This window comes from Streptomyces sp. NPDC052496 (assembly GCF_040679095.1).
In the GTDB taxonomy this organism is placed as follows: domain Bacteria; phylum Actinomycetota; class Actinomycetes; order Streptomycetales; family Streptomycetaceae; genus Streptomyces.
The window spans coordinates 89,422-105,660 of sequence record NZ_JBFAUH010000001.1 but is presented as its reverse complement, the minus strand read 5'-3'; the positions used below and the strand labels follow the sequence as shown (position 1 = coordinate 105,660).

The window sequence follows — 16,239 nt, the reverse complement described above, 5'->3', positions numbered from 1 at the left end:
CACCGCTCCGTCCGGTGCCGGCCCCGGCCCCTGGTTCACCCGGGCCGTCCTGAAGAACGGTCCGCTGGGCGGCCTGATCGCCCTCGTCGTGGTCATGGCGCTGCTGTCCGGCGACTTCCTGAACGGGCAGAACCTCCTCAACGTCGGCGTGCAGGCGTCCGTCACCGCCGTCCTCGCCTTCGGCGTCACCTTCGTGATCGTCTCGGCCGGCATCGACCTGTCGGTCGGCTCGGTGGCCGCCCTCAGCGCCACCGTGGTCGCCTGGGCCGCGACCGACGCGGGCCTGCCGGTGGGGGCCGCCGTCCTGCTGGGCCTGGCGGTCGGCGCGGTGGCGGGCCTGATCTCGGGCGCGCTCGTCGCGTACGGGAAGCTGCCCGCGTTCATCGCCACGCTCGCGATGCTCTCCGTCGGCCGTGGCCTCGCCCTGGTGATCACCGGCGGTACGCCGATCCCCTTCCCGGCCCCGGTCAGCAGGCTGGGGGACACCCTGGGCGGCTGGCTGCCGGTCCCGGTCCTGGTCATGGTCGCACTGGGGCTGGTGGCGGCGCTGGTCCTCAACCGTACGTACGCGGGCCGCGCGATGTTCGCGATCGGCGGCAACGAGGAGGCCGCGCGGCTCTCCGGCATCGACGTCAAGCGCCGCAAGCTGGTGATCTACGCGCTGTCCGGGGTGTTCGCGGCGGTCGCGGGCATCGTCCTCGCGGCCCGGCTGACCTCCGCCCAGCCGCAGGCCGCCGTCGGCTACGAACTGGACGCCATCGCCGCCGTCGTCATCGGCGGCGCCAGCCTCTCCGGCGGCTCCGGCAAGGCGTCCGGCACGCTCATCGGCGCACTGATCCTCGCCGTCCTGCGCAACGGCCTGAACCTGCTGAGCGTCTCCGCGTTCTGGCAGCAGGTGGCCACCGGCCTGGTCATCGCACTGGCGGTCCTCCTGGACACGCTGCGGCGCCGGAGCACACGATGAGGCGGCGTACGGGTCCGCTGCGCGAGCTGACGGGTCCGCTGCGCGGGCGTACGGAACTGACCGGCGGGCGTGCGGAACTGACCGGCGGGCGTACGGATATGTCGCACGGGCGCACGTATCCGACCGGCAGGCGTACGGGTACGTTCCGCAGGCGTACGGGTGTGCTCGGCGCGGCCGTCCTGGCCGGGGCCCTGGTCCTGTCCGGCTGCGACCGCGGCGGTGACACGGACCTGGGCCTGGCCCTGTCCACCCTGAACAATCCGTTCTTCGTCGCCGTCCGGGAGGGCGCGCAGGCCGAGGCGGACCGGCGCGGCCTGAAGATCAACATCACCGACGCGCAGAACGACCCCATGCAGCAGATCAACCAGATGGAGACGTTCACCAGTCAGGACGTCAAGGCGGCGATCATCAACCCGGTGGACTCCGACGCCGCCGTGCCGGCCGTCGGCGTCGCCAACCGGGCGGACGTGCCGGTGATCTCCCTCGACCGCGGCGTCAACGGCGGCCGGGTCGGCTCCGCCCTCGCCTCGGACAACGTCGCGGGCGGCCGGCTCGCCGCGAAGACGCTCGCCGAGTCCCTCGGCGGCAAGGGCAAGGTGGCCTTCCTGGAGGGCCAGGCCGGCACGTCGGCCGCCCGCGAGCGCGGGCAGGGCTTCGAGGAGGGCATCAAGGCGTACCCGGGCATCGAGGTGGTGGCGCGGCAGCCCGCCGACTTCGACCGGGCCAAGGGCATGGACGTGATGTCCAATATGCTCCAAGTACACCGGGACATCGGCGGCGTCTTCGCGGCCAACGACGAGATGGCGCTCGGCGCCGCCAAGTCGCTGGGCGCCCGGGCGGGCAAGGACGTGAAGATCGTGGCGTTCGACGGCACACCGGAGGGTGTCGCGGCCGTACGCGGCGGAACGCTGACCGCCACGGTCGCCCAGCAGCCCAGACTGCTGGGCAGGCGGGCCGTGGAACAGGCGCTCAAGGCGGCGCGCGGCGAGCGGCTGCCGAAACAGGTGAAGGTGCCGGTGGTCCTGGTGACCGGCAAGAACGCGGCGGAATTCGATGGGTGAGAAGCAGATGTACGACGTACTGGTAGTGGGCTCGGCCAACGCGGACCTGACGGTCCGGGTGGCGCGGCGGCCCGGCGCGGGCGAGACCGTGCACGGCTCCGACCTGGTCGAGTCGGCGGGCGGCAAGGGCGCCAACCAGGCCGCTGCCGCCGCCCGGCTCGGCGGCCGGGTCGGTCTGCTGGCCCGGGTCGGTGACGACGCGTACGGCGAGCTGCTGCTGGACGCGCAGCGCGCCGCGGGCACGGACGTCGCGCACGTGATCGTCGAGTCCGGTGCCCGCACCGGCACCGCGATGATCATCGTGGGTCCGGACGGCGACAACAGCATCGTCGTCTCCCCGGGCGCCAACGCGGCGCTGACCCCCGACGACGTGGCGGCCGCCCGCGACATCATCGCCGCGTCCGCCGCGGTGTCCCTCCAGTTCGAGGTGCCGATGGAGACCGTACGGGCCACCGCCGCCACCGCCGCGGAGACCGGCACCCGGGTCGTCCTCAACCCGTCCCCGACCCCCGACAGCCTCGACCGCGAACTCCTCGGCGCCGCCGACCCGCTCGTCGTCAACGAGCACGAGGCGCAGCAGCTCGCGGCGCGCGGCGAAGGCCCGGAGGACTGGGCCCGGGCGCTCCGCGAACAGGGCGCCCGCTCGGTCGTCGTCACCCTCGGCGGTGACGGCGCGCTGGTCGTCGACGGCGACGGCGAGAGCGACCGTGTCCCCGGCGTGAAGGTCGAGCCGGTCGACACCACGGGCGCGGGCGACGCCTTCACCGGCGCCCTCGCGACCCGGCTGGCCCGCGGCGACTCCCTCACGGACGCGGCCCGCTTCGCCGTACGGGTGGGCGCCGCCGCCGTCACCAAGCCGGGCGCCCAGCCCTCCTACCCGACACTGGACGAACTGCCCTCCTGAGCGCGGAACGCGGAGTCCACGGCGGGCACGGCGCACCCGGGCCGGCCGTGCCCGCCGTGGCCCGTGCCCGCCGTGGCCCGTACCCGGCGGTACCGGCCGCGGAGCGACTACCGGCGCACCTCCCGCCCGCCGGATATCGCGTCCCCTTGCGCATCCGCCGCTGTGCGTCCAACGGTCCGGCCGACCTCGGCCACCGCCAGGCCGGTCCCGCCGGCCAGCCGCGCGAGGCTCGTCCCGTCCGCCGCCCAGATGCCGCTGTGCCCGCAGGCGACGCCCGCGCTCCCGGTGCCGATGGCGTTGGCGAGCAGCACGTCGAGCCCGTGGTCCCGCGCCTTGGCGGCGTACTGCTCCGTGCGCTCCACCCTGTCGTGGAAGGAGCTGGCCAGATACACCTGGCAGCCGTCGGCCGCGGCCAGCTCGGCTATCTCGCTGAAGGTGTTGTCGTAGCAGGTCGCGAGGGCGAACCGCAGGCCGCCGAGGGTGAAGCGGCCACCTGCGCGAGGCCCCGGCGTGAACAGGTCGTTCTCCGGGCCGTGCAGGTGGTGCTTGTCGTAGCGGGTCAGCAGGGCGCCGTCCGGCCCGTACACGAAGGACGCGATCGTCATGCCGTCCGCCGTGCCCGACGGGCCGCTGCCCGGGCAGTTGACCACCGCGGCGACGCCCGCCGCCCGGCAGGCGTCCCGGACGGGGGCGAGCCGCGGGTCGTCCGGCGCGAGGACGTACCGCCCGGGGTCGGCGGCTATCGCGTCCAGCTCATAGTTGGTCAGGGCCAGCTCGGCGAGGACGACCAGCTCGGCACCGCGGCCGGCGGCCTCGGCGATCAGCTCGGCCGTGCGGGCCGCGTTGGCCTCGATGTCCAACGGTGTGGACGCGAATTGCGCTGCTGCGGCGATCATTTCTCCATCATGCCCGGTGCCACTGACAACGCGGCGGTCAGGATGTTCCGCACCTGCCCGGTGATGGCGGTCCGGTTGTGTACGAAGTCGGGATCGGTGACCTCGCCGGTCTTCGGGTCGGTGTTCCCGGCGCCGAACTGGAGCACCGGCGTGTGCAGATGGCCGCCCGGCACCTTCAACTTCACCGCGTCCCGCAGCAGCGTCGCCCGGTAGCCGATCTCGTTGGACAGGTAGTCACCGCCGCCGCCCGCACGGGCCGTCGAGCCCGGCGTCGGCCCGTCCGGCCGCTCGACGGGCTCCCCGCCGCCGGCCGGGATCTCGGTCACCGCCGTGTTGTCCCGCACCGGGAACGGCCCGGTGACGGCGGAGGTGAGCTGCGCGTACGGCAGGGTCGTGGTGGTCCACTGCGGCTGCGGCCGTACGGTCGGCACGCCCTTCGGGACGGGCACCGTCTCGGTCCGCGACTCCCGCGCGTTGTCGGGATATCCGCCTCGCCAGGCACCGTTCGTGCGCTCCAGGTCGAACCGGCCCGGCCGTCCCTGGCTGATGGTGGTGAACAGGTCCACCTGCCGCGGCCCGCGCCGGAAGTGCGGCAGCAGCGTCCGTTCCACCGTGCCCGCCGCGAAGTCGGCCCACCGTACGGGGAAGACGGCGGTCTCGATCCGGGCGAGCCGCCCCGAGGACGTACGGACCGTGGTGCCGTCCAGCGCGAGCGCCGCGGCGCCCGACGGGTTGCTGCGCCGTGCGTCCGCGTCCAGCTGGAAGGGGTCGAATCCGGTCACGACGACGCGCAGGGTGCGGGTGCCGGTGTGCCCGCCGCCGGGCAGGTCGATCGAGTCCTGCCCGCGCGAACCGCGCTCCAGCGTGCCCAGCAGGGCGTCCCGTTGGCCGGCGGTCAGCCGGAACTGCGGCTTCCACTCGCGCAGCGCCTTGGTCATGCCCAGCCGGGCCCAGTACAGCGGCCGGTCGTCGTCCCGGCTCAGGTCACCGCCCCGCGGCCCGCGCCCCTGGACGCGGTCCACCGCGCGTCGCCACAGGCCACGCCCGGCCTCCGTGACGTAACGTTTCGCCGCCCCGTACGAGTGCACGTGCCCCAAGCCGTCCGCGAACGTCCCGGCCACCGGCGCGAAACCGCTGCGCCGCAGGATCTCCTGCGGCGCGCGCTGCGTCAGCCGCTGCTCCTCGACGGTCGGCGTGGTGGTGGCCTGCTCCCGTGCAAGGGAAGTGGCGGAGGGGGCAGCCGTGGCGGACGGGGCGGTGAGGGCGAGCGGGGCCGCGGTCAGCAGCGCGGCGCCGAGCACGCCCACCGTGGTACGTATGCGTCTCATGGGGTGAGTAAACCGGCGCGGTGCCCGCGGCGGAAGGGGGAGATCCAGTTCGGCTGCACGCCCGGGCGGAGCGCCGACGCCGCGCGCATGCCGCTCAGGACCGAGCGCGGACACCGTGCACGCGCCGCCCAGGACGGAGCGCCGACCCGCGACCGCGCCGTTCACGTCCGCCCCCCGCCCTCCTCCGGCTCCCCCAGAAGCGACAGGAAGTCCCGGAACGCGGCAGGCATGTCCACCTCCGCCGGATCCAGCAGCCACTGCAACTGGAGCCCGTCCATCACGGCGGCCAGCAACGGCGCCGCCCGCTCCGGGGTCAGCCCGCCCGGCAGCCGGTCGCCGAACTCCGTCCGCAGCGCCTCGGCCAGCGTCTCCCGTACGCGGCGGAAGCGCCGCTCGAAGAAGTCCCGGGCCGGGTGGTCCTCGGTGACGCTGTCCCCGGCCAGCACCGTGTAGGTCTGCACGACGCCGGGCCGCCCGGCGTTGTACTCGACCAGCGCGGCCAGCGTGTCCGTACGCCGGACACCGGAGGCCGCCGCCGCGGCGGCCGAGTCCCAGCGGTCGCGCTCCTCCAGGACGCCGACGAGCAGCAGCTCCTTGGTGGGGAAGTGGTGCAGCAGGCCCTGCTGGGTGAGTCCGGCGCGCTCGGCCACGGCGGCCAGCGACGTGCCCCGGTAGCCACGCTCGGCGATCAGCTCCATGGCGGCCTGGAGGATCGCCGCCCGCCGCTCCGCGCGCTGCGCCTCCCGCCCCCCGCCGCCGCGGCGACGGCCGTCCGGCCGGACCTCGTGTCGTGCAGTCACCGGCCGAGCGTAACTCCGCGGTACGCCCCGCCCGTAAGATCACGTGACGATAACAGTACCTACCGGCCACCAGGTGAACGCGTCACAATCGGGCCAGGGGGCTCGGATCCGTACGTCCACGCCAGGGAGAGCCGTATGACCGACCACCGAAGTGCCCACGCCACGGCAGCCGCCCAGGCCGTCGAGGCGGCCCTCGGAAAGCTGGACCTCGACACCAAGGCCCGGCTGCTCTCCGGGCAGGACGTCTGGACGCTGCCCGCCGTCCCGGAGATCGGGCTGCGGTCGCTGGTCATGTCGGACGGGCCGGTCGGCGTGCGCGGCCGGGGGTGGGGCGCGGAGGACCCGTCCGTCGCGCTGCCCAGCCCCACCGCGCTGGCCGCCACCTGGGACCGGGAGCTGGCGCGCCGCGCGGGCCAGCTGCTCGCCCAGGAGGCGCGCCGCAAGGGCGTGCACGTCCTCCTGGCGCCCACCGTCAACCTGCACCGCTCGCCGCTCGGCGGCCGCCACTTCGAGTGCTTCTCCGAGGACCCGCACCTGACGGGCGTGATCGGTGCGGGATACGTCGCCGGGGTCCAGGACGGCGGGGTCGGTACGGCCGTCAAGCACTTCGTGGGCAACGACGCCGAGACCGAGCGCTTGACGGTGGACAACCGGATCGCCCCGCGCCCGCTGCGCGAGCTGTACCTCGCCCCTTTCGAGCACATCGTCGAAACCGCCCGCCCCTGGGGCGTCATGACGGCCTACAACCAGGTCAACGGCGTGACGATGACCGAACACCGCGAGCTGGTCACCGGCGTCCTACGGGGCGAGTGGGGCTTCGACGGGATCAACGTCTCCGACTGGACGGCGGCGCGCGACACGGTACGGGCGCTGCGCGGCGGCCTGGACATCGCGATGCCGGGGCCGCACACCGTCTTCGGCGCCCCGCTCGCGGCGGCCGTACGCGCCGGGCGGGTGACGGAGGCCGAGGTGGACGCCGCGGTACGCCGCGTGCTGCTGCTCGCCGCCCGTACCGGCTGCCTGGAGGGCGTCCCGGCCGCCGTCGCCCCCGAGGACGTGCCGCCGGACATCGACGGCCGCGCCCTGGCCCGCGAGATCGCCCGCCGCGCCTTCGTCCTCCTGCGCAACGAGCCGGTCGTACGGAACGAGCCGGCCGTCAGCAGCGAGCCGGCCGTCAGCAGCGAACCGGCCGCACGCAACGGCCGGCCCCCAGCCAGGACGCCCGCCCCCGCCCTCCCCCTGGCCCCCCACTCCCTCCGCAAGCTCGCCGTCATCGGTGCCGCGGCCAAGGACGCCCGGGTGCTCGGCGGCGGCTCCGCCACCGTCTTCCCCGAGCGGGTCGTCTCCCCGCTGGAGGGCCTGCGTGCCGCCCTGCCCGGCACCGAGGTCACCTTCGCGGTCGGCGCCGACCCGCGCACGAAGGTCCCGCACGCCCGCGCGGGCTTCGAACTGTGCGCCCGCTACTACGGCGCGGACGGCGCGCTGCTCGCCGAACAGCCGCAGTCCGACGGCAAGGTGCTGGCCATGGGCTGCTTCCCCGACGGCGTCACACAGCGCGATCTGCACAGCGTGGAGCTGGCGGGCACCTTCACCCCGCAGACCGGCGGCGCGCACACCTTCGCCGTCTCCGGCACCGGCGAGCTGCGCCTGACCGTCGGCGGCCGGGTGCTGTTCGACGCCCCCTGCGCCCCGGACACGGACGACCCGTTCGAGGCGTTCATGAACCCCGCGGAGCACCGCCTGGAGGCGGAGCTGACGGCAGGCCAGACCCTGGACGTGGCGCTGCGGTTCGTGCCGCGCGGCACCGGCCTCGGCGCGGACCTGCCCGCACTGACCTTCGCGCTCGGCCACGCGGAGCCGCAGCCCGACCCGGACGCCGGGATCGAGGAGGCGGTACGGGCCGCCGCGGAGGCGGACGCCGTGGTGGTGGTCGTGGCGACCACCGAGGAGACCGAGTCCGAGGGCTCCGACCGGACGGGCCTGGCCCTGCCGGGCCGCCAGGACGAGCTGGTCTCCAGGGTGGCCGCCGCCAACCCGCACACCGTCGTGGTCGTCAACGCGGGCTCCCCGGTGGAGCTGCCGTGGCGCGCGGAGGTGCCCGCCGTCCTGCTCGGCTGGTTCCCCGGCCAGGAGGCGGGAGCCGCGCTGGCCGACGTGCTGCTGGGGGTGCACGAACCGGGCGGCCGGCTGCCGACCACCTGGCCCGCCCGCCTGGCGGACGCCCCGGTCACCCAGGTCACCCCGGTGGACGGCGAGCTGGCCTACGAGGAAGGCGTGTTCATCGGCTACCGGGCCTGGCAGCGGAGGGCGCGCGAGGAAGCGGGCCCGGCACCGGCGTACCCCTTCGGGCACGGACTGGGCTACACCGACTGGAGTTACGAGTCCCTGGAGGCGACCCCGGCGCGTGCCACGGTCCGGGTGCGCAACACCGGCACGCGCCACGGCCGCGAGGTCGTACAGGTCTACCTGGCGCCCCTGCACCGGGTCGCGGGCGGGACGCCGGCGGACCGTCCGGACCGCTGGCTGGCCGGTTTCGCGACGGTGGAGGCCGCCCCGGGGGGGACGGCCGAGGCCGTGATCGCGCTGCCGCGCCGCGCGTTCGAGATCTGGGACGAGGCGGCCGGCGCCCGCCGCTTCGTCGACGGTACGTACGCGATCGAGGCGGCCCGCAGCGTCGCCGACCGGCGGCTGACCGCACAGGTCACCGTGGCCTGAGGCCCCCGCCCCGAGGAGCCTCCCCGAGAAGCCCCCGAAAATCCCCGCGCCTCACCGCCCCGCCAGCACCTCCACATCGCCCCCGTCACTGTGCACCTTGACCTTGTGTGCCGAGCCGCTGTCCACGGTGGCGGTGACGCGGCGGTTGCCGCCGGACGTGGTGGCGTCGACGGCGTAACGGCCCTGCGGGAGCCGGACCGAGACCGTGCCGCCGCCGCTCCGGGCGTCCACCCGGTCCGGTACGGCGGTCCAGCGGGCGTCGATGTCGCCGCCGTCGGTGTGCACGGTCGCCTGCTTGCCCGCGTACTCCCGGAGGTCGATGTTGCCGCCGCTCGTCCTGGCGTCGACGGCGCCCGAGGGCCCCTTGACGTCGATGTCGCCCCCGTCGGTCTTCAGCTTCACGGCCACCGACCGCGGGACCGTGACCCGGTAGGAGACGCCGCACTGGCTCCGGAAGCCCCCGCAGTCGTCGGCGGCGAGCTTCAGTTCGCCGGCTTCGAGGGCGTGCCGGGTGGCGGGCTTGCGCTCGCCGTAGACGAGCCGTTCCGTCACGGTGACCTTGCCGCCCGCCGCGTCGCCGGCGACGACCTCGATGTCGCCGCCCGGCGTGGTCACGTTCAGCGTGGTGGTCCGGCCGTCCACGGTGTAGCTCCGCTCGCTCTCGGTGACCTTTTCGGTCAGCTCGCAGCCGGTGACCGCGACGGTCACCGTGACGAGGGCGGCCGAGGCGAGGGCGACACGGGTGGTGCGGTGGCCCGGTCCGGTGGTGCGGCGTGCGGTCATGGCGGGTTCCCCCGGAGACGGAAGAGCGGTGTGCGAGGGTGCGCGGCGGCGTACGCGGCCCGCGCGCACCGCTCGGGTCGGCTGCCATCCTCTCGTGGCCCGCGTCCCGCCCGGATCCCCAGCAGGAACGATCTCGCCACCGTCCCCCTTAGGGGGTGCCCGGCGGGTCATGGCCGGGGGCTCATTGCACACCCCTTGGGGGTGCGCCCGTACCGCCCCGTCAGGCACGCTACGTCCCCTTACGGGTGATCTCCTGGAACGCCATCCGGGCCAGCTCCCGCTGCCCTTCGCGGCCGGGGTGGAACCAGTCCCAGGTGCTCAACTCCGCGCCGGTGAAGCGGAAGTCGAAGACGGACCGGTCGAAGCGGCACAGTTTGTCGCGCGCGCAGACCGATTCCAGGGCCTTGTTGTAGGCCATCACCCGGTCCCGCACGCTCTGCCGGCGGGTGTCCGCGGCCTTCGACAGGTCGTCGGGGTCGCGCAGCATCGAGCCGCATATCCCCAGTTTCCACACTTCCTTGCCCAGCGGGTTCTGCCGTCCCTGCGACCACAGGCGCATCAGGTCGGGCACGGCCGCGACGTACACCTGGGTCGTGGGCAGCGCGCGCCGCAGCTTGCGCAGCGACGTCTCGAAGCCGGCGCGGAAGTCGTCCGCCGACGTCATTGCGCCGACGTCGGTACGGCACGCGTCGTTGGCGCCCACCAGGACGGTGACCAGCTCGGGCCGCTTGCGTACGGCCTGGTCGATCTGGGCCGGCAGGTCACGTATCAGCGCGCCGGTCCGCGCGAAGTTCCAGCTGTGCGTGGCGGGGTCCTTCACCAGCCGCCGGGCGACGCTGTTCACCCCGGGGTCCGTGCCGGTGGCCCAGGAGACGGCGGGGCAGTCGGACAGCACCGAGCAGGCGTCGAAGCCGACGCTGATGGAGTCGCCGACCGCGGCCACCGACGCGGGGTCGGTGCGCCAGGCGGAAGAGGGCTTGGGGGAGGGGCGCGGGGCCGAGCCGCCGCCGTCGTCCGGGTCGCTGCCGCAGCCGGTCAGGGAGACGGCGAGCGCGGCCGCCGTGAGGACGGCGGCCGCGGCGGTACGGGCCCGGATTGGCCGAAAGGGCTGATTGACCACGGTCATCCTCTGTCCCCCTCCGGCGTGCGAGTGATATCTGTTCCGGTACCGACGGTACGTCACCCCCCGACGCCTGCCGCGCGGTAGCTTGTGCCGTGACCCGTAGGGTCCTCGCCCGACGGCACCGGCACAGTCGGCACGCGTGTATTACATCACGTCATTTACTGTCCCTTTTGCGGCAAATTGGGGCTCATGGTGTTTACTGTAGGTAACCTCGGATGCTGGTGCCGACGTGATCACTGGGGCAGAATGCTTGCAGCTGTCCCGGCCGCGACCGGAACGGGCACGAGGCCGCTGGGGAAGGCGAACCTCGAACCGTACTGGAGGTCCCGGTGACGACACGTGGAGTTCTGTACGTCCACTCCGCACCGCGCGCGCTGTGCCCGCACGTCGAATGGGCCGTCGCGGGCGTCCTCGGTGTGCGCGTCAACCTCGACTGGATCCGCCAGCCGGCGTCTCCCGGCACCTGGAGAGCCGAGTTCTCCTGGCAGGGCGAGGCCGGTACGGCCTCCAAACTGGCCTCCGCGCTGCGCGGCTGGCACCTGCTGCGCTTCGAGGTGACCGCCGAACCCTGTGCCACCGCCGAGGGCGAGCGCTACAGCGCCACGCCCGAGCTGGGCATCTTTCACGCCGTCACCGGCATCCACGGCGACATCCTGATCCCCGAGGACCGGCTGCGCGCCGCGCTGGCCCGCTCGGCGGGCGGCGAGACGGAGCTGGCGGCCGAGGTCGCCAAGCTGCTCGGCAAGCCGTGGGACGACGAGCTGGAGCCGTTCCGGTACGCGGGCGAGGGCGCTCCCGTCCGCTGGCTGCACCAGGTCGTCTGAGGCCGGCCGCGTCACGCTTGCCCTGGAGTGAGCTCCAAGCCGTAGCGTGCGGGCATGCCTGACAAGACCTCAGTGGCGGTGCTCGGCACCGGAATCATGGGCTCGGCGATGGCCCGCAACCTCGCCGCCGCCGGCCTGGACGTACGCGCCTGGAACCGCACCCGCGCCAAGGCCGAACCGCTGGCCGCCGACGGTGTACGGGTCGCCGGCACCCCGGCCGAGGCGGTGGACGGCGCGGACGCCGTCCTGACCGTCCTGCTGGACGGACCCGCCGTCCTGGACGCCATGCGGCACAGCGCCCCCGGCCTCCGCACGCGGACCCTCTGGCTCCAGATGAGCACCGTGGGCGCCGACGGAACCGTCCCGCTCGCCGCCTTCGCCCGCGAACACGGCCTGGACTTCGTCGACGCGCCCGTGGTCGGCACCAAGGAACCCGCCGAGAAGGGCCTGCTGACCGTTCTCGCGGCCGGACCGCAGGACGTACGGGAGCGGGCCGCGCGGATCCTCGACGTCGTCGGACAGCGCACCCTGTGGGTCGACGAGGACGGGTCCTCGGGCGCGGCCAGCCGGCTCAAGCTCGTCGTCAACAGCTGGGTGCTCACCGTCATCAACGGCACGGGCGAGGCGCTGGCCCTCGCGCAGGGCCTCGGCGTGGACCCCCGCTCCTTCCTCGAAGCCGTCCAGGGCGGGCCGCTGGACCTGCCCTACCTGCGGATGAAGTCGGAACTCATCCTGTCCGGCGCGTACCCGGCGAGCTTCACGGTCTCCGCCGCGCGCAAGGACGCCCGGCTGATCGAGGAGGCGGCCGCGGCGGGCGGGGTGCACATGGACCTGGTGGCGGCCGCGGCGGAGCGGTTCCGGCGGGCGGAGGCGCAGGGGCACGGCGACGAGGACGGCGCGGCGGCGTACTTCGCCAGCTTCTGAGGCCGACGGCCCCGCGTACCCGAAAGCGGCCGCGCGTACGGCCCCGGGGCATGCGGAAGGGGCCGCGCCACTCGGCACGGCCCCTTCTCACGTAGCACGGGCTCGCGGGCCCGCCCCGGTCAGACGGTCCGGAAGGCCAGCACCACGTTGTGGCCGCCGAAACCGAACGAGTCGTTCAGCACCGCGATCGTGCCCTCGGCGGGCAGCGCGCGCTTCTCGTCCCGGACGATGTCCGCGTCCGCCTCAGGGTCGAGGTTCTGGATGTTGATGGTCGGGGGCGCCACCCGGTGGTGGATCGCCAGCACCGAGGCGACGGTCTCCACGCCGCCCGCGCCGCCCAGCAGGTGGCCGGTCATCGACTTGGTGGCGGAGATCGCCATGTGGTCGACGTCGGTGCCGAAGACCTTGCGCAGCGCCTTGATCTCGGCCAGGTCGCCCAGCGGGGTCGAGGTCGCGTGCGCGTTGACGTGCGCGACCTCGGCGGCCTTGAGGTCGGTGTTGGCGAGCAGGTTCTGCAGCGCGTGCGCGATGCCGTTGCCGGAGGGCTCGGGCTGCACGATGTCGTGGCTGTCGGCGGAGATGCCCTGGCCGACGGCCTCGGCGTAGACCTTCGCGCCGCGCTTGGCGGCGTGGTCGGCCGACTCCAGGACGATCACGCCGGAGCCCTCGCCGAGCACGAAACCGTTGCGGTCCGCGTCGTAGGGGCGGGACGCGCCCTGCGGGTCGTCGTTGTTCTTCGACATCGCCATCATGTTGCCGAACGCGGCGATCGGCAGCGGGTGGATGGCCGCCTCCGTACCGCCCGCGACGACGACGTCGGCACGGCCCGTACGGATCATCTCGATGGCGTAGCCGATGGCTTCGGCGCCGGAGGCACAGGCGCTGACCGGGGTGTGCACACCGGCCCGCGCGTTGACCTCCAGGCCGACGTTGGCCGACGGGCTGTTGGGCATCAGCATCGGCACGGTGTGCGGGGAGACGCGGCGCGAGCCCTTCTCCCGCAGGATGTCGTACTGGTTCAGCAGGGTGGTCACGCCGCCGATGCCGGAGGCGATGACCGTGCCGAGCCGGTCCGGGTCCACCGACGAGTCCTCGCCGGCCCGGGCCTGGAAACCGGCGTCCGCCCACGCCTCACGGGCCGCGATCAGCGCGAACTGCGCCGAGCGGTCCAGCTTGCGGGCCTGCGCCCGGGGGATGATCTCGCCCGGGTCGACGGCGGCCGCCGCGGCGATGCGGACCGGGAGGTCGGCCGCCCAGTCCTGGTCGAGGGCGGTCACACCGGAGCGTCCGGCGAGCAGCCCTTCCCAGGTCGAGGCACTGTCGCCACCCAGCGGTGTGGTTGCGCCGATACCGGTGACGACCACGGTGCGATTGGTCGCGTTCACGGAAATTCCTACTCCACAGGTAGAGGGGTTGAGAATCGACGGCGCCACCGCGGGGTGGCGACATGCGCCGGAGCTGGATCAGCCCTGGTGCTTGAGGATGTAGTCGGTCGCGTCGCCGACCGTCTTGAGGTTCTTGACGTCGTCGTCGGGGATCTTCACGTCGAAGCGCTCCTCGGCGGCGACGACGACCTCGACCATGGACAGCGAGTCGACGTCCAGGTCATCGGTGAAGGACTTGTCCAGCTTGACGTCCTCGACGGGGATCCCGGCGATCTCGTTCACGATCTCGGCGAGACCCTTGACGATCTCTTCCTGAGTGGCGGCCATGATGGCGCTCCTTCGGTAATGGGTCGGCGGAACGGTAGAAAAGTCTGCAGTTCCGAGTTGTGGGGCAAGCTCCGCACGGCCACCGGGACGCTGGGACACGGTGGAGCTGCGCGAATGTTGCCTAGGGGAGGGTAACGACCGTCGCGGCGTAGACGAGACCCGCCCCGAAGCCGATGACGAGCGCGGTGTCCCCGCTCTTGGCCTGCCCGGTCGCCAGCAGCCGCTCCATGGCGAGCGGAATCGAGGCGGCCGAGGTGTTGCCGGTGGTCTCCACGTCACGGGCGACCGTGACGCTCTCCGGCAGCTTCAGAGTCTTCACCATCGAGTCGATGATCCGCATGTTGGCCTGGTGCGGGATGAAGACGTCCAGGTCGTCCGGGCTGACTCCGGCCGCGTCCAGCGCCTGCTGGGCGACCTTCGCCATCTCGAACACCGCCCACCGGAAGACCGCCTGGCCCTCCTGGGTGATGGCGGGGTAGCGGATCTCGTCCAGCGCCACGAGGGCGTCCGGGCCGTTACCGCCGGGTACCGGGGTGCGGCGGTAGATGTCCCAGCCGAACGTCTGCTTGATCGTGTCGGCCTTGTCGCCCTCCGAGCCCCAGACGGTCGGGCCGATCGCGGGCTCCTTGCCGGGGCCGACGACCACGGCGCCGGCGCCGTCGCCGAAGAGGAACGCGGTGGCCCGGTCCTCCAGGTCGGTCAGGTCCGAGAGCCGCTCGACGCCGATGACCAGCACGTACTCGGCGCTGCCGTCGATGACCATGCCCTTGGCGAGGGTCAGGCCGTAACCGAATCCGGCGCAGCCGGCGGAGATGTCGAACGCGGCGGGCTTGCCCGCGCCGACCTTGTGGGCGATCTCGGTGGCGATGGCCGGGGTCTGCTTGAAGTGCGAGACGGTCGAGACGATCACTGCGCCGATCTGCTCGGGCGTGATGCCGGCGTCCGCGATGGCCTTGCCGGCCGCTTCCACCGACATGGCCGCGACGGTCTCGTCCGGTCCCGCCCAGTGGCGGGTGGCGATGCCGGAGCGCGAGCGGATCCACTCGTCGGAGGAGTCGATGTGCTTGAGGATCTCCTCGTTCGGCACCACACGGGTCGGGCGGTAGCCGCCGACGCCCATGATGCGCGCGTACGCGGCGCCCTTGGCGGGCTTGATCTTCGAGGTCATGCTCTCGGGGCTCCTATTCGGCCTGGGCAGAGTGCTCGGCGATCAGCGTGCGGGCCGCGTCGAGGTCGTCCGGGGTCTTCAGCGCGAGGGTCTGCACTCCGGGCAGGGCGCGCTTGGCGATGCCGACGAGGGTGCCGCCGGGACTCACCTCGATGATGCCGGTGACGCCCAGCTCCTTGAACGTCTCCATGCACAGGTCCCAGCGCACCGGGTTGGCCACCTGGCCCACCAGGCGCCGTACGACGTCCTGCCCGTCGGTGACGACGCGGCCGTCCTTGTTCGAGACGTACCGGGTGTGCGGGTCGGCGGCCGTGACCTGCGCGACCGCTTCCTCCAGCGCCGTCACGGCCGGGGCCATGTGCTCGGTGTGGAAGGCGCCGGCCACCTTCAGCGGGACGACGCGGCGGGTGCCCTCGGGCTTGTCGGCGGCCAGCGCGGCGAGCTGCTCGGCGGTGCCCGCTGCGACGATCTGGCCCGCGCCGTTGACGTTGGCGGGGGTCAGGCCCAGCTTCTCCAGGTGCGGCAGGACCACGTCCTGCTCGCCGCCGAGGAGGGCGGCCATGCCGGTCTCGGTGACGGCGGCGGCGTCGGCCATGGCCAGACCCCGCTTGCGTACCAGCGTCAGCGCGTCGTCCTCGGACAGCGCGCCGGTCAGGGCCGCGGCGGCCAGCTCGCCGACGCTGTGCCCGGCGGCGGCGCCGACCAGCCGGGAGAAGTCCTCGGCGGTCGCGAACAGCTGCCGGGCGGAGACCAGGGAGGCCGCCACCAGCAGCGGCTGCGCCACCGCGGTGTCGCGGATCTCGTCCGCGTCGGCCTTCGTGCCGTAGTGGACCAGGTCCAGGTCGATGGCGGCCGACCACGCGCGAAGCCGGTCTTCGACTCCGGGGAGGTCGAGCCAGGGGGTCAGGAAGCCGGGCGTCTGAGCGCCTTGGCCGGGAGCGACGAGTACGAGCACCCTCACACTCTCTCTTGTGGGAGGTCCCGCCCGCCCGTGGGGACAGGGACGAAGAACCATCAGGGGAATTGTCGGTGTTCTA

At 73.4% G+C, this 16,239-nt stretch carries 13 protein-coding genes and 1 pseudogene; 5 read left to right on the top strand and 9 right to left on the bottom strand.

All coding sequences use genetic code 11. From position 1 onward, the window contains the following. Positions 1–94 precede the first annotated feature (94 nt). Both AB0L45_RS00585 and AB0L45_RS00580 read left to right on the top strand, forming a co-directional pair. Positions 95–2,025 (top strand): annotated as a pseudogene (locus AB0L45_RS00585) (substrate-binding domain-containing protein). A 7-nt stretch (positions 2,026–2,032) separates the two neighbouring features. After that, positions 2,033–2,929 (top strand): ribokinase, encoded by an 897-nt coding sequence (locus AB0L45_RS00580; protein WP_365835584.1) that lies wholly within the window; start codon positions 2,033–2,035, stop codon positions 2,927–2,929. Positions 2,930–3,036: 107 nt separating this feature from the next. Here the strand turns inward: AB0L45_RS00580 and AB0L45_RS00575 are convergent, their stop codons facing one another. The 3 genes from AB0L45_RS00575 to AB0L45_RS00565 all read right to left on the bottom strand — a co-directional run bounded on the left by AB0L45_RS00575 (position 3,037) and on the right by AB0L45_RS00565 (position 5,953). Continuing rightward, positions 3,037–3,825 (bottom strand): carbon-nitrogen hydrolase family protein, encoded by a 789-nt coding sequence (locus tag AB0L45_RS00575; protein WP_365834599.1) that lies wholly within the window; start codon positions 3,823–3,825, stop codon positions 3,037–3,039. Further along, complete coding sequence (locus AB0L45_RS00570) at positions 3,822–5,153, bottom strand: pyroglutamyl peptidase (RefSeq protein WP_365834597.1); 1,332 nt, start codon at positions 5,151–5,153, stop codon at positions 3,822–3,824. Before AB0L45_RS00570 ends, AB0L45_RS00575 begins: the two co-directional genes overlap by 4 nt. Positions 5,154–5,314: 161 nt before the next feature. Continuing rightward, the gene (locus AB0L45_RS00565) at positions 5,315–5,953 is read right to left on the bottom strand and encodes a TetR/AcrR family transcriptional regulator (RefSeq protein WP_365834595.1); all 639 of its coding nucleotides are present in this window, start codon (positions 5,951–5,953) and stop codon (positions 5,315–5,317) included. Positions 5,954–6,088: 135 nt separating this feature from the next. Here AB0L45_RS00565 and AB0L45_RS00560 point away from each other — a divergent pair, with 135 nt between their 5' ends. After that, entirely contained in the window at positions 6,089–8,668 is a 2,580-nt protein-coding gene (locus AB0L45_RS00560; RefSeq protein WP_365834593.1) for a glycoside hydrolase family 3 C-terminal domain-containing protein, read from the top strand. 51 nt (positions 8,669–8,719) lie between these two features. On the opposite strand, the gene AB0L45_RS00555 is transcribed toward AB0L45_RS00560, so the two are convergent. Together AB0L45_RS00555 and AB0L45_RS00550 are read right to left on the bottom strand one after the other, a co-directional pair. Continuing rightward, positions 8,720–9,451 (bottom strand): DUF4097 family beta strand repeat-containing protein, encoded by a 732-nt coding sequence (locus AB0L45_RS00555; RefSeq protein WP_365834591.1) that lies wholly within the window; start codon positions 9,449–9,451, stop codon positions 8,720–8,722. A gap of 229 nt (positions 9,452–9,680) precedes the next feature. Next, a complete protein-coding gene (locus tag AB0L45_RS00550) occupies positions 9,681–10,577 on the bottom strand; it encodes a GDSL-type esterase/lipase family protein (RefSeq protein WP_365834589.1) in 897 nt (298 codons plus the stop codon). Positions 10,578–10,903: 326 nt separating this feature from the next. Here AB0L45_RS00550 and AB0L45_RS00545 point away from each other — a divergent pair, with 326 nt between their 5' ends. Both AB0L45_RS00545 and AB0L45_RS00540 read left to right on the top strand, forming a co-directional pair. Further along, positions 10,904–11,398: a DUF3145 domain-containing protein gene (locus AB0L45_RS00545; protein ID WP_030597503.1), complete on the top strand. Its 495-nt coding sequence runs from the start codon at positions 10,904–10,906 to the stop codon at positions 11,396–11,398. 54 nt (positions 11,399–11,452) lie between these two features. Continuing rightward, positions 11,453–12,322 (top strand): NAD(P)-dependent oxidoreductase, encoded by an 870-nt coding sequence (locus tag AB0L45_RS00540; protein ID WP_365834587.1) that lies wholly within the window; start codon positions 11,453–11,455, stop codon positions 12,320–12,322. Between the two features lie 119 nt (positions 12,323–12,441). Here the strand turns inward: AB0L45_RS00540 and AB0L45_RS00535 are convergent, their stop codons facing one another. From AB0L45_RS00535 to AB0L45_RS00520, 4 genes are all read right to left on the bottom strand, one after another. Then, positions 12,442–13,707 (bottom strand): beta-ketoacyl-[acyl-carrier-protein] synthase family protein, encoded by a 1,266-nt coding sequence (locus tag AB0L45_RS00535; protein WP_365834585.1) that lies wholly within the window; start codon positions 13,705–13,707, stop codon positions 12,442–12,444. Positions 13,708–13,785: 78 nt separating this feature from the next. After that, positions 13,786–14,034 (bottom strand): acyl carrier protein, encoded by a 249-nt coding sequence (locus tag AB0L45_RS00530; protein WP_361143792.1) that lies wholly within the window; start codon positions 14,032–14,034, stop codon positions 13,786–13,788. Positions 14,035–14,155: 121 nt separating this feature from the next. Further along, a complete protein-coding gene (locus AB0L45_RS00525; protein WP_365834583.1) occupies positions 14,156–15,202 on the bottom strand; it encodes a ketoacyl-ACP synthase III in 1,047 nt (348 codons plus the stop codon). Between the two features lie 13 nt (positions 15,203–15,215). Further along, on the bottom strand, positions 15,216–16,157 hold the full coding sequence (locus tag AB0L45_RS00520; RefSeq protein ID WP_365835582.1) for an ACP S-malonyltransferase: 942 nt from the start codon (positions 16,155–16,157) through the stop codon (positions 15,216–15,218). Positions 16,158–16,239: the final 82 nt, after the last annotated feature.